This is a genomic window from Gillisella taibaishanensis, from assembly GCF_001938985.1.
Taxonomy (GTDB): domain Bacteria; phylum Pseudomonadota; class Alphaproteobacteria; order Rhizobiales; family Rhizobiaceae; genus Allorhizobium; species Allorhizobium taibaishanense.
In genome coordinates this window covers 71,573-89,743 of sequence record NZ_MKIN01000028.1, presented here as the reverse complement: position 1 = coordinate 89,743, position 18,171 = coordinate 71,573, and the positions used below count along the sequence as shown (strand labels likewise).

The 18,171-nt window shown below is 59.1% G+C and carries 16 protein-coding genes and 1 pseudogene; 8 read left to right on the top strand and 9 right to left on the bottom strand.

Annotated elements, in window-relative coordinates; genetic code table 11:
• Positions 1-5: 5 nt before the first annotated feature.
• The 3 genes from BJF91_RS24410 to BJF91_RS24400 all read right to left on the bottom strand — a co-directional run bounded on the left by BJF91_RS24410 (position 6) and on the right by BJF91_RS24400 (position 3,407).
• On the bottom strand, positions 6-554 hold the full coding sequence (locus tag BJF91_RS24410; RefSeq protein ID WP_075617143.1) for a carboxymuconolactone decarboxylase family protein: 549 nt from the start codon (positions 552-554) through the stop codon (positions 6-8).
• A 124-nt stretch (positions 555-678) separates the two neighbouring features.
• Positions 679-2,736, bottom strand: a complete 2,058-nt coding sequence (locus BJF91_RS24405; RefSeq protein WP_075617142.1) for a 2Fe-2S iron-sulfur cluster-binding protein — start codon at positions 2,734-2,736, stop codon at positions 679-681.
• A gap of 59 nt (positions 2,737-2,795) precedes the next feature.
• Entirely contained in the window at positions 2,796-3,407 is a 612-nt protein-coding gene (locus tag BJF91_RS24400) for a glutathione S-transferase family protein (RefSeq protein ID WP_075617141.1), read from the bottom strand.
• Positions 3,408-3,492: 85 nt separating this feature from the next.
• Between BJF91_RS24400 and BJF91_RS24395 the strand changes: the two genes are divergently transcribed.
• A complete protein-coding gene (locus tag BJF91_RS24395) occupies positions 3,493-3,765 on the top strand; it encodes an MBL fold metallo-hydrolase (protein WP_075617140.1) in 273 nt (90 codons plus the stop codon).
• Between the two features lie 135 nt (positions 3,766-3,900).
• On the opposite strand, the gene BJF91_RS24390 is transcribed toward BJF91_RS24395, so the two are convergent.
• The gene (locus tag BJF91_RS24390) at positions 3,901-4,815 is read right to left on the bottom strand and encodes a LysR family transcriptional regulator (RefSeq protein WP_075617167.1); all 915 of its coding nucleotides are present in this window, start codon (positions 4,813-4,815) and stop codon (positions 3,901-3,903) included.
• Positions 4,816-4,914: 99 nt separating this feature from the next.
• On the opposite strand from BJF91_RS24390, the gene BJF91_RS24385 reads away from it, so the two are divergent.
• Entirely contained in the window at positions 4,915-6,330 is a 1,416-nt protein-coding gene (locus BJF91_RS24385) for an aldehyde dehydrogenase family protein (RefSeq protein WP_075617139.1), read from the top strand.
• A gap of 224 nt (positions 6,331-6,554) precedes the next feature.
• On the opposite strand, the gene BJF91_RS24375 is transcribed toward BJF91_RS24385, so the two are convergent.
• The 4 genes from BJF91_RS24375 to BJF91_RS24360 all read right to left on the bottom strand — a co-directional run bounded on the left by BJF91_RS24375 (position 6,555) and on the right by BJF91_RS24360 (position 10,406).
• Positions 6,555-6,971, bottom strand: a complete 417-nt coding sequence (locus BJF91_RS24375) for an organic hydroperoxide resistance protein (protein ID WP_075617138.1) — start codon at positions 6,969-6,971, stop codon at positions 6,555-6,557.
• Between the two features lie 184 nt (positions 6,972-7,155).
• Entirely contained in the window at positions 7,156-8,487 is a 1,332-nt protein-coding gene (locus BJF91_RS24370) for a sensor histidine kinase (RefSeq protein WP_075617137.1), read from the bottom strand.
• Entirely contained in the window at positions 8,484-9,224 is a 741-nt protein-coding gene (locus tag BJF91_RS24365; protein ID WP_075617136.1) for a response regulator, read from the bottom strand. Before BJF91_RS24365 ends, BJF91_RS24370 begins: the two co-directional genes overlap by 4 nt.
• A 123-nt stretch (positions 9,225-9,347) precedes the next feature.
• On the bottom strand, positions 9,348-10,406 hold the full coding sequence (locus BJF91_RS24360; RefSeq protein ID WP_075617135.1) for an alpha/beta fold hydrolase: 1,059 nt from the start codon (positions 10,404-10,406) through the stop codon (positions 9,348-9,350).
• A 345-nt stretch (positions 10,407-10,751) separates the two neighbouring features.
• Here BJF91_RS24360 and BJF91_RS24350 point away from each other — a divergent pair, with 345 nt between their 5' ends.
• Together BJF91_RS24350 and BJF91_RS24345 are read left to right on the top strand one after the other, a co-directional pair.
• On the top strand, positions 10,752-12,524 hold the full coding sequence (locus BJF91_RS24350) for a cytochrome c biogenesis protein DipZ (protein WP_075617133.1): 1,773 nt from the start codon (positions 10,752-10,754) through the stop codon (positions 12,522-12,524).
• A 36-nt stretch (positions 12,525-12,560) separates the two neighbouring features.
• Positions 12,561-13,319 carry an alpha/beta fold hydrolase gene (locus tag BJF91_RS24345; protein WP_075617132.1) on the top strand — a complete coding sequence of 253 codons (759 nt, stop codon included), beginning with the start codon at positions 12,561-12,563 and terminating at the stop codon, positions 13,317-13,319.
• A gap of 53 nt (positions 13,320-13,372) precedes the next feature.
• On the opposite strand, the gene BJF91_RS24340 is transcribed toward BJF91_RS24345, so the two are convergent.
• The gene (locus BJF91_RS24340) at positions 13,373-14,965 is read right to left on the bottom strand and encodes an ABC-F family ATP-binding cassette domain-containing protein (protein WP_075617131.1); all 1,593 of its coding nucleotides are present in this window, start codon (positions 14,963-14,965) and stop codon (positions 13,373-13,375) included.
• A 224-nt stretch (positions 14,966-15,189) separates the two neighbouring features.
• Between BJF91_RS24340 and BJF91_RS24335 the strand changes: the two are divergent.
• The 4 genes and pseudogenes from BJF91_RS24335 to BJF91_RS25415 form a co-directional block, all read left to right on the top strand.
• Positions 15,190-15,384: pseudogene (locus tag BJF91_RS24335) on the top strand (epoxide hydrolase N-terminal domain-containing protein); the annotation flags it as partial.
• A gap of 345 nt (positions 15,385-15,729) precedes the next feature.
• Complete coding sequence (locus tag BJF91_RS24330) at positions 15,730-16,545, top strand: DeoR/GlpR family DNA-binding transcription regulator (RefSeq protein ID WP_075617130.1); 816 nt, start codon at positions 15,730-15,732, stop codon at positions 16,543-16,545.
• A 57-nt stretch (positions 16,546-16,602) separates the two neighbouring features.
• On the top strand, positions 16,603-17,751 hold the full coding sequence (locus tag BJF91_RS24325; protein ID WP_234801719.1) for an ABC transporter substrate-binding protein: 1,149 nt from the start codon (positions 16,603-16,605) through the stop codon (positions 17,749-17,751).
• The gene (locus BJF91_RS25415; RefSeq protein WP_234801718.1) at positions 17,715-18,167 is read left to right on the top strand and encodes a periplasmic substrate-binding domain-containing protein; all 453 of its coding nucleotides are present in this window, start codon (positions 17,715-17,717) and stop codon (positions 18,165-18,167) included. Before BJF91_RS24325 ends, BJF91_RS25415 begins: the two co-directional genes overlap by 37 nt.
• Positions 18,168-18,171: the final 4 nt, after the last annotated feature.

Here is an 18,171-nt window from a genome sequence, read left to right as displayed (position 1 = left end):
AGGCGTCAGGCAGCCGCGCGATTAATGCGGGGGAAGTCGATTTCGGTTTCGAGCGCCTCATTTACGTAGTTCGTGAAGGTATTGAGGGCGACATGGGCGATGATCTCGACGATCTCAGCGTCGCTGTAGCCAGCATCACGGACCTTTGCGATTTCGGCTGGCGCGACGGAACCGCGGGCCACTGTCAGTGCCCGGGTGAATTCGACTGCGGCAGCTGCCTTGGGATCGTTCGAGGTGCCGCTGCGGTTGGCAGCGATCTCGCTCTCGTCGAGCTTGGCGAACTTCGTACCGGTGAAGGTGTGGGCGGAAAGGCAGTAGTCACAGCCGTTGGCTTCAGCCATCGCAAGCGCGATGCGTTCGCGGGTGGCCAATGGGAGCTTGCCTTTGCCGAGTGCGCCCTGGAGCGAGGTCAAGCCCGTCAATGCGGCGGGGCTGTTGGAAACCAGCCGGAAGATATTCGGAACAGAACCCATCTGCTTCTGGATGGTCTCGAGGATCGGGCGGGAGGCTTCGGGCGCTTCGTCGATGGTTGCCGGGGTAGGAATGCGTGACATTGTATTCTCCTTTTCAGTTGTGAGAGATGTCGCTCTCTGAGACCGAATATGGCCCTGTGGCGCTGATCGCTGAAGATCGAAAAGGAACAAAGGACTGTTACGCTGGACGCAGCAATCCAAGTCCTTAGACAGCGAGTTGCAGACCACCTTCCTGGTCGGCAGGAACGGCGCAGCACAGAAGCACTTCGTCCGCGTCTATCTTGGCGGTGGAATGCTTGACATAAGCGACGGCACCCTTGACGAGCTTCGTCCGGCACGTCCCGCAACTGCCTTCCCGACAACTGAATTCGGGCTCAAGGCCACGTGCTTCGGCAAGTTCCAGGAGAGTGCCGGAACCAGGGATCCATCGCGCTTCTTTCAAGGAATTGGTGAACACGACAGCTACGGGCTTTTCTGACGGCTGCTTGGCGGAAGACACAGCTGCTGGTGTGGGTTGCCCCGTGCGAATGAGCGAGGACGGACCGAAGGCTTCAGCCTGAATTCGATCGTCAGCAATGTTGAGCGTCCGCAGCCCGTCATAGAGCCCTTGCGTGAACGGTGCAGGACCGCAGAGATAGAAATCATAGTCGTTGAAGGGAAGGAACCGCATCAGCATCGCCATATCGATCCGCCCTGCGGCGTCGAAGTCCCTCCCCTCTTCCGCATCCGTGGTGTCGCTGAGGATCCTGACCAAGCGCACGGCACCCCTGGCTGCGCTAATCAACTCCGTGATCTCTTTGTCAAACGGTCGATCAGCCCTGGAACGGGCTGCGTAGAATAAGGTGACTGGACGGACTCGCTGCTTGCGGAGCCCTTCGTAGACGACGTGACGAAGCATGGCGAGCAACGGCGTGATGCCGATACCCCCTGCAAGAAGTACAGCCGGCCGTGTCGAGCGTGTGTCAATCTTGAAGTCACCGGCCGGCGCGCGCGCCTCGATAACGTCACCGATTGCAACAGTATCATGCAAGAACTGCGAAACCCGGCCGTCTCGCTTGACGCTAATGCGGTAGATCCCGTCGGACGGCGCGACCGAAAGCGTGTAGGTGCGTATGATCGCGTTTTCTTCGCCGGGTAGCTTTATGCGTATAGGTAGATGCTGGCCGGCGTTGTGAGGGAGTAGCCCTGCGCCATCGCTCGGCTGCAGATGGAAAGACTTGATCGTCGCGCTTTCATCGACAATTGCAGTAACGGTCATAGGCCGCCAGTTTGTGGCAAACTCTGCTGCACGGAGACGGGCGGCCGCTTGGCTCCAGCTGCCTGTCATCAGGGAACTCGGAGACCAGCCGTCTTTCTGGAAAGCACATCTTAGAGCCAGTGCATTACGGCGCCTGACGATGCGTGTCGGCTTGAAGGTCCAAAACCGCTCCGCACCCTGAAAGGCGGCAACCTCGGGTGAATCGAAGATGACCTCGGCTGTCCCCGTCATCTGGAGCATATCGCCCGTATTGAAATCCACGAACAGAAGTCCCGCCTTACCGTTTACGAGGATGTTGCCGAGCGTCGAGAAGAAGAGATTTCCATCGAAGTCAGGGATCGTAAGGATACCGTCGTCACCGATGCGGACGAATCCGGCGTTTCCACCGCGGTGGGAGACATCCACCTGGCGCCGGTCTTCGCGATCGACGTAGGAGGCAACGAAGAACGCATCAGCTTCCCGGATAATCGTGCTTGCCTGATCATCAAGTGCAGGCAGCTCTTCAACTTCACCGTTAAACAAGGTTCCCGGCTGGCGTTCGAACGCGAAGTCGCGCAACTGAATGTAACGCGGGCAATTTCCGAAACTCTGGTCAACATCCACGCGGAAACCGCTATCGGTCGTCGAGACGAAACCGTTCATACGGTTGCGGCGCCGCGTGTGCATCTCGATACCGAGGAGACCGATCGGCAAGCCATCGACAAGTCCTTCACTTGCCGGATCACTTGGATCTCGGATCGCGGCAATGTCCAAAACGACAGGAGAGGGTGACGACATGAAGCCCGGCTGGCCTTCGACAAACGTTGCCCAAGCATCATCGGACCGGTCAACGCTACCTAGAACGATGAAAGGCAGTTGGGCATAAAAGTCGCGATGCTGGTCCGGCATGAAATCGCGAATGACGCGCTGCCCGACAGAGGCCATGCGCTCCTTTACGCCAAGCTTTTCCTGGATCAAGGTCTCGCCTTCGTGCCACACCGGCAGTTTTGTAAACGTCTCGGACATTTGCGTTCTCCAGAAAAAGAGGCAAAGAGCGTGCGAGGCATCGCACGCCCTATCGAGGCTCAGGCGGCAAGGCCAACCGGCGTCTTGACGAAGTCGACAAAGCCTGGAAGTTGTTCAACCCGGGTCAGCAGGGCATTGACGGACGGATAGGCGCTAAGGTCGACATTGCCTTCCGGAGCACGCGCGACATAGCTGTAGATCGCAACGTCGGCGATCGTCGGGCGGTCGCCGACCAGCCATTCCCGCCCTTGCAGCTGGCTCTCGATCCGGCCGAGGATGGTATGTGCACGTCCAATGACCTCTTCCGGATTGAACTTGGCGCCGAACACCGTCACCAGACGAGCAGCTGCCGGTCCGTAAGCGATTTCACCGGCAGCAACCGAAAGCCAGCGCTGAACATCGGCCGCCCCTTTTGCATCTTCCGGAAGCCATTCCGTCTGACCTGCCTTCTTGGCAAGGTAAACCAGGATCGCGTTGGAATCGGAGATGAAGATATCGCCATCCGCCAGTACCGGCACCTGGCCGAAGGGATTCATCTTGAGGAAGTCGGGCTGCTTGTGGGCGCCAGCCTGCAGATCGACCTCCACCAACTCGTGGGGGAGCCCGATCAACGAGAGAAATAGCCGGGCACGGTGCGCGTGGCCTGACAGCGGATGGTGATAAAGTTTCATGTGATCGCTCCTGATGAAGGTCGGGTCCGTTCCCGATCCGTGACCACAGGATGCAACGAGCAGGCGGCCAGCTGAATATTCATGTTTGGCACTGGACCGTTACGCTGAATGCAACAGTGCCAAGCTCCGCGTGGCAAGGTTTGGCGTTTCAGTGCCGGCTTCGCTCAGGGATGCAGCCACCCGTACTGACATCACGACCTACCAAGTTCGCGGCAACATCGCCGTTCTGACGGGCAAGAATGGCAAGGTTCTTGTCGATGCTGGTATCACAGCATCTTACGCTCGGATCGAGCAGGCGTTGTCTAAGCTGAGAGATCAGCCTGCCAGGCATCTCATCAACACCCACAGGCATTTCTGAACGCGGATATGCTGGCGTTCATCCGAAAGTGCTTCAGGTTTCAAGGAGGGAGGCTAGCCATAACCGAACTTCCCTCCTGATACGCCCTTCAAGACCTGGTTCTAAATCCCATACGAGCCGACTGAAACTTCTGATTCAAGATAACCTCTCCATATCGCTGAGTTGCCGGACCTCGTGCACCAAGTCCACGAGCCGGCGCAGCTTGGCCGGAATATTGCGTCTTCCGGGATAGTAGAGACACAAGCCGGGATAGGGCGGCGTCCAATCGGCTAGAACCTGCTCCAGCCTTCCAGCGGCAATATGGTCCTTCACCTGCCATTCGTTCAGATAGGCAAGACCCGCTCCATTAAGGGTGGCCCGAAGCATAAGATCGCTGTCGTCGAGCACCAGTTTGCCTGGAACGTCCAGTGCGAAACTCTCGCCCCGCCGCTCGAACTCCCATCGATAGATTGCCCCACTCGCCATTCGGGCGCGGATGCATGTATGCTTCTGAAGGTCTGCCGGCACCTCTGGTTTTCCGTGCCGATTGAAATAGGCGGTCGAACCGACGATGGCCGGGAGGATGTTATCGCCGATAGGGACGACCACCATATCAGGGGGGACGGCTTCCCTGATCCTGATGCCCGCGTCAAAACCCTTGGCGTTCACATCGATCAGCGCGGCCTCCGTAACAATCTCCACTTCCATCTGCGGGTTTCTCTGCATGTATTCCAGGATCAGCGGCGCCAGAATCATGCGCGTTGCGCCGATGGACGTGTTGATACGCAAGGTGCCCTTGGCTTCCGCCCGGTGTTCATCCACGTGCTCAACAGCGCTACGGATCGCCTCAAGCGCCGGTCCGACGCTCGCCACGAACTGCTCGCCAGCAGCGGAAAGAACAACGCTCCGAGTCGAACGGTTGAACAACCTCACGCCCATGCGCGTCTCCAACGCTGCGATCTGCTGACTGAGCGACGATGACGAGATCCCAAGCTCGCGAGCTGCCGCCCGAAACCCGCCTTGGACAGAGACGGCGAGGACTGCCTCAAGTTCAGCAAGCGAGCCACGCATCATTGTCCGTAATCTCCTATCACGCTGAGTGCTTTTGGCCAGCTTATCAGGACAGTGCCGAAATGCCAGATAACGCTCAACAGCCGAAAGGAGCTTAGAATGTACGACATCGACAAGATTTACATCGACGGGCAATTCGTCACGCCTCGCGCGACAGAGACGGCCGATCTCCACAATCCGTCAACGGAAGAGAAAATCGGCACGGTCAGACTGGGTGGCGTCGAAGATGCGCGAGAGGCTGTCGCGGCGGCGAAACGTGCTTTCCCGTCATTCTCACGGACGACGAAGCGTGAGCGCATCGACATGCTAAAACGATTGAACGTCACCGTTGCCGCCCGCGTCTCCGATCTCACCGAAGCCATGGCGCTTGAATATGGTGCGCCGCAGACGTTTACGCGATTTGCCATCCCTCATGCTGCTTCAAGCTTCCTGACCATGGCAAACGTCCTGGAGGACTACGACTTCGAGCGCCAGATGGGCCGTGCTCGTGTGGTCATGCGGCCCTCCGGCGTCGCCGCCGCTATTACGCCTTGGAACAGCAATATCAGCTTCATCACCTCAAAGCTCGCGACCGCCATCGCCGCAGGTTCCACAATCGTCATCAAGCCCAGCGAGATGAGCGCGTTACAGACGCAGATCTTGACCGACTGCCTTCACGAAGCGGGTCTGCCGAATGGCGTCTTCAACATCGTCAACGGGTTCGGAAATGTCGTCGGCGCGGAACTCAGCAAGCATCCGGACATCGCGAAGCTGACATTTACGGGTTCTACCGCTGTCGGCAGAGAGATACTGCGCAACGCGGCCGACACCTTCAAGCGCGTCACGCTGGAGCTTGGCGGCAAGGGTCCGAACATCATTCTGGACGATGCAGATTTGGACGTGACCATCCCCGCTGTCTTGAGGATGGGTTTCGTCAACAGCGGCCAGGCCTGCATTGCCGGAACCCGTATCCTGGCTCCCAAGCATCGGCTCGAAGAGGTGCTGGCCAGGTTGAAGCAAGAAATCGAAGCCTTCAAGGTCGGCTCACCCGATGATCCGGATGCAGTTATCGGCCCGATGGTCAGTCAGAAGCAGTACGATCGAGTCCAATCCTATATCGAGTTGGGGACACGAGAGGGCGCCGACCTTCTGACGGGCGGCCTGGGGCGGCCTGCCGGGCTTGATCGTGGCTGGTTCACGAAGCCGACCATATTCGCCAACGTCGACAACCAAATGAGGATCGCCCGCGAAGAAATATTCGGTCCGGTCCTGTCAGTCATTGCCTACAGCGACGATGACGAAGCCGTGTTGATCGCCAATGACACTTCCTATGGGCTTCAGTCCTATCTTCATGGCACTGACGCCGCGCGGATGCAGGAACTTGCGGATCGGCTCGACAGCGGTCGCGTTGTCATCAATGGCGCGCCGCATGAACCGCTCGCTCCCTTTGGCGGCTTCAAGCACTCGGGCATCGGTCGCGAGTACGGCGTGTTTGGCCTGGAGGCATTTCTGGAGCCAAAGGCTATCATCGCGTGATGATAGCCACGACGGGCGGAGCTTTAGTTCCGCCCGTCACCCGCCAGACAAGGCGCGACTGACAGCGCCTGCTCCATCCAATCAAACGCATTATACGCCCGACCGGCGGACGCGCGCATGGCCTTTGGATCGTCTTTCGCATGACCGCGCAATAGGGGGCGGACAATCTCCAAAGCAAACAGATCGCGCGTGTAGTTCTCGAACTCGCTTACGCGCTGCGAGCGTCATGCGAGATTGAGTTCCACAGCAATATTGCCGCGCGTCGCTTTCGAATAGGGGCAGATCTGATGTGCGTCATGGATGATAGCCCGCGCGGTTTCCCGGTCCATGCCTGGCAGGCTGACATTCAGGCGCGCCTGCAGAAAGAACTCTCCTTCTGTCGTCCCGAGATCCACTTCGGCGTCGACCGCGACATCTGCGGGCAGTCGCAACTGCCGCTTACCGGCGGCTCGTGTCATGGCACCGACGAAGCAGGCCGACCAGCCGGCTGCAAAAAGTTGCTCGGGGTTCGTGCCCGGTCGTCCGCTACCGGGAGGAGACAGCTTGATTTCCAGCGCCGCGTCATCGCTACGCGCAAAGCCTTCGCGGCCGCCCGTGGTATGGGTCCGTCCGGTATAAAGAACAGTGTCGATCTTCGTCATGGGATGCTCCTTGTGTCTCTCTCTTCAGCCAGCGCTATTCGCTGACAGGAGGCGTTTTCGCTCACGGGAGTATCTGCACTGTTTCAGGAAAGTCAGTGAAGTGTATCAAACGGTAGCAATGGCGCCGCAGCCAAAACAGCAGCGATCTCAGGGAAGCCAGCGCACTGATTGGCTCTGGCGGCTGTCATCGCAAGGTCAGTTCGACGGCAAGTCCGCCGCCGTTGCGATTATAAAGGCGAACATTGCCGCCGAGAGCCGTCGCCAGCTGCTGTGCGATCGCAAGCCCGAGCCCCGTGCCACCGGTCTCGCGGTTGCGCGATTGCTCCAGCCGCACGAATGGCTGCATGGCAGCCACCAGCATTTCCTCCGGTATGCCCGGCCCCCGGTCAAGGACGGTCAGCACCGTTTCGCCACCCGTTCCACGCTCGACGCTCAACTCTGCTGCTCCGGCAAACTTTACCGCGTTGTCGATGGCGTTTGTCAGGATGCGTCGCAGTGCATGTGGCTTGGTTGAGATCGTACCGTATACTGGCCCGACAACCGCGACCGCCTTCCCGGTGTCCTGATAGTCGTAGGCAATGCTGTCGATGAAGGACGAAAGGTCGATGCGCGATGTCTTCTCGCCATTGCCGTGGGAACTGCGCGCATAAGCGATTCCATCCTTCACCAGCATTTCGATTTCGCGCAGGTCACTCACCAGCTTGTCGCGTTCCGGGCTTTCGTCCGCCATCTCGACGCGCAGTCGCATTCGTGCAATCGGTGTCTGCAGGTCATGGGAGATAGCCGCAAGGATTTGCACCCGTTCCTCAAGATGATGGGCGATGCGGTCGCGCATGGCGTTGAACGCCCGCGCCGCATGAGCGACCTCCCGGGGACCGCTCTCGCTGATCGGATCGCTCTTGGCATTGGGATCAAGCGCATCGGCGGCCGCGGCGAGATCGCCAAGAGGACGAAATGCATGACTTACGACGAGCCAAGTGCAGGCGACAAGCAGCAGCATCTGGACAGCAAAGACATAAGGCAGCCAGCTCGCCAGCGGCATCACACCCCGCGGTGTTACGTCGATCGTCAGCGGTGAACCATCGGAGAGTGTCAAATGCCCCTGTAATCTGCCGTTCGCGCCGGGAATGGCTTCTACCGTCAGCGGGAATTGATGACCCGCCGCCTCCTCGATCCGGGCAGCAATCTCAGCTCCGTGGCCCGACATATCGGGAATGCCGGGAATGCCGGCCCCGAGTTCCAGCCGATAATTGCCGCGACTGAGGCGATCGAGCCATGCCGGACGTTCTGCCGCTGGCAGCCGGTCGATCACGGCGATCGAGGTTGCAAGGTCGCTTTCGAGCGTACCGAGCATGACGGCCTTGGCAGAGGTGTACCGTTCAAAGAACAGGATGCTGAAGGAAAGGCCGTAGGCAACCGCCAGGCCCAAAAAGAGGATGAGAAAGAGGCGCGCGCGCAGGGTGCCCGGCCAGAAAGCGAAATGCAGGCCAGCCTTGTCCACCGCCGGGTTGGTCATGTCCTAGGCTCCGAAATTTCCACCGGCACCGCGAAGACATAGCCTTCCGCACGCACCGTCTTGATATAGGTTGGCTCGCGCGCGTCATCGCCCAACCGCTGGCGGACGCGGCTGACGAGAAGATCGATCGAACGGTCGAACAATTCCGCATCGCGGCCCTGCGTCAGGTTCAAGAGCTGGTCGCGGTTGAGAACACGCTGCGGATGGTCGATGAAGACGCGGAGCAGCCGATATTCCGCGCCGCTCAGCGCAATCTCCGTGCCCTCGGGATCAAGCAGATGCCGGCCGACGGTATCGAGGCGCCATGTTCCGAAGGTCAGGACCTGGCCCGCCTCGCTGATCTGCAGGTTTGGCGGCAGCATCCTTGTGCGGCGCAGGACGGCCTTGATTCGAGCGAGGAGCTCGCGCGCAGCAAAAGGCTTCGCGAGATAATCGTCGGCACCCATTTCCAGGCCGATGACACGATCCATCTCATCGTCGCGAGCGGTCAGCATCAGGATCGGTGTTGCCTTATGCTTGCCGGCCCTTAGCTCCCTGCAGAGAACCAGCCCGTCATCGCCGGGAATCATCACGTCGAGCACGATCAGATCGACCACATTGGCATCCAGGAAACTGCGCATCTGCCGCCCGTCGGCGGCAACGCTGGTGCGCAAACCATTCTTCTTCAGATAGCTCGACACCAGTTCACGGATCTCGCGATCGTCATCGACGATCAGGATATGGTCGATATGCTCCATCTGGGTTCTCGCATCCTCTGTATGTTTTGCGTGTCGAGGCATTGTTATTTAGCCTTGGATGCGGCCGCCGCGAAGCCGGGAAATGCCGCGTCGCGACCTGTTGCATCCGGAAATTCGTCGCGGCTAAAAATTCGCGACGTCGAGTACGGCCCGAGCGAATTCCGCCGGTGCTTCCTGCGGCAGGTTGTGGCCGATGCCGCCGCCGATCGTGCGATGCTCGTAACGCCCCGAAAACCTGGCCGCATAAGCAGACGGATCGGGATGCGGCGCACCGTTGGCGTCACCCTCCATAGTGATCGTCGGAATGGTCACGACGGGTGCCTTGGCGAGACACGCTTCATAGGCATCGTATTTCGCTTCGCCCTCAACCAGTCCGAGCCTCCATCGATAGTTGTGGATAGTGATATCGACATGGTCGGGATTGTCGAATGCTTGGGCCGAGCGGTTGAAGGTCTCGTCATCGAATTTCCAGGTCGGTGACGCCGTTTGCCAGATGAGCCGAGCAAAATCATGGGTATGCGCGGCGTAACCGGCGCGGCCGCGTTCGGTGGCAAAATAGAACTGATACCACCAGGCAAGTTCAGCCTTGGGTGCAAGCGGTGCGCGATTGGCGTCTTGGCTGCCGATCAGATAGCCGCTGACGGATACCAGCCCCTTGAAGCGCTGCGGCCAGAGCACGGCCATGATATCTGCCGTACGCGCACCCCAGTCATAACCGGCAACGATCGCCGTCTCGATCTTGAGTGCGTCCATCAGCGCAATCATGTCGACCGCAAGTGCAGCCTGCTGGCCATTACGCGGCGTTTCGGAAGAGAGAAACCGTGTCGTGCCATAACCGCGCAGATAGGGAATGATGACCCGATACCCGGCACCGGCAAGGATCGGCGCAACATCGACATAGCTGTAGATATCATATGGCCATCCATGCAGAAGCAGGACGACGGGACCATTTGCCGGGCCGTCCTCGGCATATCCGATATTGAGAACACCGGCATCGACCTGTTTCAGGGCAGCAAATTTCGTATGCCCGCCCGGCCTGCCTTGCTGATGGCCTGATGACCCGGCAGCGGCTGTGGCGGATTGGGCATTGGCCAGCGACGTGGCGCCGAGCTCGACGGCCGCGACGGTCATGGCTGCCAGGCCAAAGAAGCGGCGGCGTTGAAGCTGAAACATATCGGTCATTGGTTTTCTCCGGTCCGTGTTGATTACGATCCCAAAAAAGCGGCCTGCATGTATCGCCGATGTGTCCCGCTCCTCACGCAATTGCATTGGACTGTAACCGCAGGCTACCGAGATACAGTTCGATACAAAGCGGTCGCCTCGCCTGCGCGAAAAACGGCCGGATGGCCGGCCCCACCCTTCCGATTGTTTCCCGCTGTAGCGGCGTGGCGTCTCCTACACTCCGATACATTTCTCCCTGAAATCGGACACACCCGCGATACTTGCCAGCGACCAGATTGGCGTAGTTGCCGATCACGCCCATGTCGGCGGCGCCAAGATCCACCAAGGGCTTCAGAGGACAAGATCATGACGCTTCTCGTCATTGCCTATCTCGGGGGGGCGCTCACCATCCTGAGCCCCTGTATCCTGCCGATCCTTCCGTTTATCTTCGCCCGCGCAGAACAGCCGTTCCTGCGCAGCACTCTGCCCATGCTGGCGGGCATGGCGGCCACATTTTCGCTCGCCGCCACATTGGCTGCGATCGGCGGCGGCTGGGCCATCGAGGCCAATGCATTCGGACGGCTTGCCGCACTGCTACTCCTTGCATTGTTCGGCCTCGGCCTGCTCTCTCCCCGCATCGCCACGACCCTGAGCCAGCCCGTGGTCGGGCTGGGCAATCGCCTGATGAATGCAGCCGGCAAGCCGGACAAGGTTCCCTCCGTCGCGGGGTCTCTTCTTCTCGGCATTGCCACCGGCCTTCTCTGGGCCCCATGCGCCGGGCCAATCCTCGGCCTCGTGCTGACTGGCGCCGCCTTGCAGGGAGCCAATTTTGAAACAACGGTCCTCCTTGGCGCCTATGCTGCAGGGGCCGCGACCTCGCTTGCCCTTGCTCTTTTTGCAGGTGGCAGGATTTTCGCCGCCTTGAAGCGGTCGCTGGGTTTCGGCGAACGCATTCGCCAAGTCCTCGGAGCGGCGGTCATCGCAGGTGTCGGCGTCATCGCGCTCGGCCTCGACACTGGCTTCCTCGCCCGGTTTTCCTACGCCAGCACATCATCGTTCGAACAGGCGGTTGTCGATCGTCTCCATACCCAGCCAAGCGAAAGCGGCATGAAGGAGGTGGCAAACGCCGACCATTCCATACCCACCGGCAATGGCAAGCCATTCCGTGCCGACCTTCCCGTCGAAGGTACCGCACCTTCGCTGGCGGGCGCCGTGGATTGGCTGAACTCCCCTCCGCTCTCCGCTGAAGCTCTGAAGGGCAAAGTCGTGCTCGTCGATTTCTGGACCTATTCCTGCATCAACTGCATCCGCACAATTCCCTATGTCCGTGCCTGGGCCGAAAAATACAAGGATCAGGGGCTGGTCGTCATCGGCGTACACGCCCCGGAATTTGCCTTCGAAAAGAAGATCGACAACGTCAAGAAGGCGATCGGCGACTTTAAGATTGGATATCCCGTCGCCATCGATAACGATTACAAGATCTGGCGTGCCTTCAACAACAGCTACTGGCCAGCCAGTTATCTGATCGATGCGAAGGGCAATGTCCGCTACCACCATTTCGGCGAAGGCAACTATGGCCGGACCGAGCAGGCGGTACAGGATCTCCTGCGTGAAGCCGGCAGCGACGCCGCCACCAGCGCGCCCGTAAAGCCTGAGGCGAAGGGAGCCGAAGCCAGTGCTGACCTGAAGGACATCCGCTCCGGCGAGACCTATATCGGCTACCGGCAGGCCACCGGCTTTGCCTCGAAAGAAAGCCTGCGCGCCGATACGTCACGCACCTATTCGATCAACAAGCTCGGCCTCAACGAATGGGGGTTCTCCGGCAGCTGGACTGTCGGTGCAGAGGCAGCCACCCTCGACAAGAGCGACGGCGGCATAACCTACCGGTTCAGCGCCCGAGACCTGCATCTAGTGTTAGGGCCAGATGGTTCGGGAAAGCCGATCCGCTTTCAGGTGATAATCGACGGCCATGCGCCCGGCGCCGATCACGGGGCGGATACCGACGCCGACGGTAACGGCACGGTCACCTCCACCCGGCTCTACCAGCTCGTCCGCCAGTCGGGCGGCGTCGAAGAAAAGACCTTTACCATACTCTTTCTCGACCCGGGTGTGCAGGCCTACGCCTTCACCTTCGGCTGAAACCTTAGCCCCCTAACATCCCAGTAGGAGCATGACATGAACCGCCGTCTTATTTCCCTGGCAGCGATCGCCTTCGCCACCAGCACCATCGCCTTCGCCGCGCAGGCCGCGGAGGTGAAGAATATCGTCATCGTGCATGGCGCCCTGGCCGATGGCTCCGGCTGGCGCAAGGCAACCGAGATCCTCGAAGGCCGGGGATATACAGTCACCATCGTGCAGGAGCCGATCACCTCGCTGGCCGATGATGTTGCTGCCACCAATCGCGTCATCGACCTGCAGGATGGCCCATCACTTCTGGTCAGCCATAGCTATGGCGGGATGGTCATCACCGAGGCAGGCAATAATCCTCATGTCGCAGGCCTCGTCTATGTCGCGGCATTTCAGCCTCAAGCGGGTGAAAGCCTGTTAGATCTGGCGAGCTCCAAGCCCGCCGGCAGCATGGACATCCGAGAGACCAAGGATGGGAAATATCTCTATCTGGACCCGGCCGCCTTCGCGAACGACTTCGCCGGCGACCTTCCGAAAGAGGAAGCCGACTTTATGGCGAGGTCGCAAGTCTTTGCCGCCAAGCAAGCCTTTGCGGCAAAGATTACGGATCCCGCCTGGAAGACAAAGAAGAGCTGGTCCATCGTTGCCACCCATGACCGGTCGATCAATCCCGATCTCGAACGGGACATGGCGAAGCGTGCCAACAGCGACGTGAGCGAGATCGCGGCAAGCCACGCTGTCTTCGCCTCCCAGCCGGAAAAGGTCGCCGACGTCATCGAGAAGGCTGCGAAGGCTCTCTCCCGATAGAGACTTGCAACCTTTCGAATCCGGAAGGCCGCGCCTGAAAAGCGCGGCCTTTCTCATGTCCGGCTTCGTCGGCCAAGCTCAAACCGCCGGGTTACACCGATACCCTCCAGAAATGCCTCGTCATGGCTGACGACCAGCATTGCGCCGTCATAGGCTCTCAGCCCGGCCTCCACAATCGCGGTGGAATCGAGATCGAGGTGATTGGTCGGTTCGTCGAGAATGAGTAGCTGCGCCGGATTTTGGTTGCCGAGGACGCAGGCAAGACCAGCGCGCAGCATCTGGCCGCCCGACAAATGCCGTACCTCCTGCAAACCGGCATCGCCGCGAAACAGAAAACGGGCAAGAGCGGCCCGACAGGCATTCTCACCGGATCCAGGATTGAGACGCATGAAATTGTCCCGGATAGAAAGCTCCGGTCGTAGCAGGCTGACCTTCTGGTCGAGGAACGCGTATGCAACCTCAACCCGAACTGATCCAGAAAATGGCGCGAGAGATCCGGTGATGACGGAAAGCAGCGTTGTCTTACCCGATCCGTTCGGCCCTGCCACCGCGATCCGCTCCGGGCCGGTGATTGCAAGCGACAGATCGGACAGGACCGGCGCATCGCGTCCATAACCTGCGGTTACCTCTTCCAGCCGCAGAACTGTTCTAGATGCCACCAGGCCGGTGGACGGCAGGGAAAGCGTGAATGGTTCGAGAACCTCGATACGCCGCCGAGCCTCAACCACATCTGCCCTGGCCTCCCCCGTTACTCGACGTGCGGTGGCGGCATTGTCGCCGCCTGTCTGCTCGGCACGCATGGCGCGCCCCCCGGCTGAGATCCTCGGCATTCCCCCCTCTGCGGCCTTCTTCTTGCCTGCGCCATCGCGACGTGCCTGCCTCTCTGCCGTCTCCTGCGCCTTTCGCTCCACTGCCCCAAGGTGCTTCTCCGCCTCGACCAGATCATGCCGGGCTCCTACAAGCTCCAGCGCCTTGCGTTCGCGGTAATGGCTCCAATTGCCGCCATAGCGGCCAATACCAAAGGATGTGAGTTCGGCGATGCTGTCCACCGTTTCCAGCAATTCGCGATCATGGCTGACAATGATCGCGCCCTGCCGCCAGCCGTTCAGAAGCTCGATCACCGCAGTCCGGCCGTCGGAATCGAGGTTGTTTGTCGGTTCGTCGAGGATCAGGAACTCAGGCGCACGATAGACTTGAGCAGCAAGCGCCGCGCGGGTGCGCTGCCCACCCGAGAGCTTTGCAAGCGACGTGGTCAAGGGCATGGACAGTCCGAAACGCGCCAGTGCCGCCTCGATAGTCGCCTCAAGCATCCAGTCGATGTCGGCCAGTTCCTCTAGCATTGCGCTGCCCGCCTGAGCCCGCGCGAGCAGGACCAGTGCATGCCGCGCGCCGAAGAGATCGGCAACCGTCTCCTCCTCGCTCACCTGCACACTTTGGCGCAGGACATGGATACCTGATGGCGCAGAGACGGATCCCGATGACGGCGACAATTCACCTGAAATCAGCTTCAGAAGCGTCGTCTTGCCGATGCCGTTGCGACCAACAAGTCCAGCGCGTTCAGGACCGAAGACAATATTCAGATTGGAAAAAAGCGGCCGCCCGTCAGGCGTGGACCAGGACAGGTTGGAAAGAGTAATGGAAGGCATGGACAAGGTTTTCCCGTATGGCAAGGCAAAGTGGCGTTGCGAGCGGGTTAAAATCCATCGTCGGCTATCCTGTTTGAATCGTTACATTCACCAGTATAAGCGCAATATCCGAGGAGCTCAAGTTTCACGGCAGTCGCCATGAGACGCGATGGCGGAGCAACTTGAAAACGGAACATGAGAGCACCTAGCCTCATATGTGCGTATACGACGAGCAGCGTCGCCATATCACCGACACACGTTGGCCGGACAAGGAGACTGTCGGAGACATCTCACAAGGTAGCCAACTCGAACGGGTCCAGAAGCTGGTTCGGTACTGGGGAACCCACTATGACTGGCGCAAGGTCGAGCAGGAACTGAACGCACTGCCGGAATTCATTACGACCATCGACGGCGTGGACACCCAGTTCATCCACGTCCGCCCAGCGCGCGCGATGCTCCATCTTTGACGAGCGCGAGGCCGAATAGCAGCAGCGCAATCGTCCCCAGCAGACTTACCATGACAACCGTCGAATTCAATTATCGAGCCTGCCCGCGTTAGAATGAAAAGTCATTACAGCAGTGTAGCGTCATGAGGAGATCACGCAGGCACTGCCAACGAGCGCCTTACCGCTTGATTTTTGTGATCGATATCGCTCACCATCTTAATCGAGCGCGTGATTTCGCTTGTATATAAATGAGCATCTTCAAATTCTCCTTCAAAATGCTGCGAAGCGACGTGATTGTCGTAAATCTGTTATTTGATAACGATAGATATCGCTCATAAAATGATCGAAATAGATCATCAAAGATTGAGAGATTCTGTGCATACACCTGCTCAAGAACGCCAGGCGAAGATTGCAGAGCTGCTCCGCGAGGAGCAATTTCTGGCAATCAACACGCTCACGGAACGTCTTCAAATTTCCATTGCGACCGCGCGACGTGATCTCGACGAACTGGAACAGGCTGGCGTCCTTCGCCGTACGCATGGTGGTGCTGTCAGCGTCAACCAGGTTGGGCAGGACACAACTTATGCTTCTCGCGCCATCTCCCGTCAGGCCGAGAAGGCCGCAATCGCCGCCGTGGCGGCAAGCATGATCGCTGAGGGCGACGCAGTATTTCTCGATGCAGGCACAACCGCGCTCGAAGTCGCGAAGATCCTGTCGGGCCGGAAGGGGCTGACCCTGATTTCCAACGGCCTTGATATCGTCGCCGAGCTCTCCCGCGGGGAAGGAAACAGCATTTATTCCGTCGGCGGCGAATTTACCGACACGAACCGATCCTATCGTGGCCCACTGGCTGAAAGCTTCATCCGCCAGTTCAATGCCGACAAGCTGATCCTCAATGCGAGCTCGATCGACCTTGATCGCGGCACGATCTGCACGTCGACACCAATGAACGCGAGCGTTCAAAAAGCCATGATCGAAGTCTCGAGCCGGGTGATCGTCGTCGCCGATCATTCGAAGTTCACCAAATCGAGCCTTTCGGTCACGGCAAAGATCGAGGACGTCGGGGTGATCATCACCGATGTCGGCACAAGATCGATCATCGACGCGGCGCCAGAAAAGCTTCGGAGAAAGTTCGTGATCGCGAACCAGAGCTAGATGTCCCCGCCAAATAGCAACCAGCCCATATAATTCTCTAAGTCCGGGAGAGCGCCAATGGTAAAGACTGATCGCAGACGTTTCCTTATCGGTGCCGGCGTTGCTGCGCTCGCATCGACAACAAGCATGAAATTCGTCTTCGCAGCTGACCGCAAGGCGCTCAAGATCGGGGTCAACGGGCTCCCGAGTTCGCTGGAGCCGATCAATGGCATCAGCAATACCGGGCCGCGCATTATCAACCAGATTTTCGACAGCCTGATCCGCCGTGACTATTTCGCGGACGGTGCCAAGGGTAACGGCATCAAGCTGGTCCCAGCGCTCGCCGAAAGTTTTGAGCGCATTGACGACAAGTCGGTCCGCTTCAAGCTCCGTCAGGGCGTCAAATTCCACAACGGCATCGAAATGACTGCCGAGGACGTCGCATTCACCTTCTCGTCCGAGCGACTCTGGGGCGACGAGGCGATCAAGACCGTCCCGAATGGCCGCAACTTCTCGCCCAACTGGGATGAGCCTGTTGTCGAGGACAAGTATACGGTCGTCCTGCGTACCAAGACGCCGTCATACCTCATCGAGAAATATCTCGGTTCCTGGCTCGGCCCGATCGTTCCGAAGGAATATTACAAGAGCCTTGGCGCGGTCGCCTTCGGCAATAAGCCTATCGGTACCGGTCCCTACAAGTTCAAGGAACTCGTCGCCAACGATCACGTCACACTTGAAGCCAACGATGGCTACTGGGGCGAAAAGCCAGCCGCTTCGACCATCACCTATCAGGTCGTTGCCGAACCCGCGACCCGCGTCGCCGGCCTCATCAGCGGCGAATACGACATCATCACGACGCTGACCCCGGACGATATGGCCTTAGTGGACGGTTACTCGGATCTCGAAACGCGCGGCTCGCTGATCGAAAACGTCCACATGTTCACCTTCAACATGAACCAGCCGATCTTCCAGAACAAGACGCTCCGTCGCGCTTTCGCTCTGGCAGTGAACCGTCCCCTGATGGTCGAATCCTTGTGGAAAAACAAGGCATCCATCCCGAACGGTTTTAACTTCCCGCACTACGGCGCAAGCTTCGATCCAAACCGCAGGGCGATGGAGTACAATGTCGAAGAGGCCAAGCGGCTGGTGAAGGAAAGCGGCTATGAGGGCACCTCGTCACCTACCACACGATGGGCAACTACTACGCCAATGCCGTACCAGCCCTGATGATGATGATCGAGATGTGGAAGGCCGTCGGTATCAACGTGGTGCCGAAGATCTACGCTCCGGGCACGACACCCAAGGATCCCGACATCTTTATACGCAACTGGTCGAATGGCCAGTGGCTCACCGATGGTCTGACGACGATGGTTTCCGAGTTTGGCCCTGGTCGCGGCATCCAGAAACGTTGGGGCTGGAAGGCACCGGCAGAGTTCAACGAGCTTTGCGACAAGGTTGCGCAGTTGAAGGATGGTGAAGAACGTTCGGCAGCCTTCAATCGCCTGCGCGATATCTTCGAAGACGAAGCTCCGGCTGTTCTTCTTTACCAGCCCTATGATGTCTATGCGGCCCGCAAGGCTGTCCAGTGGAACCCAGTTTCCTTCGAGACGATGGAGTTCAGAGGCAACCTCAGCTTCAAATAACAAC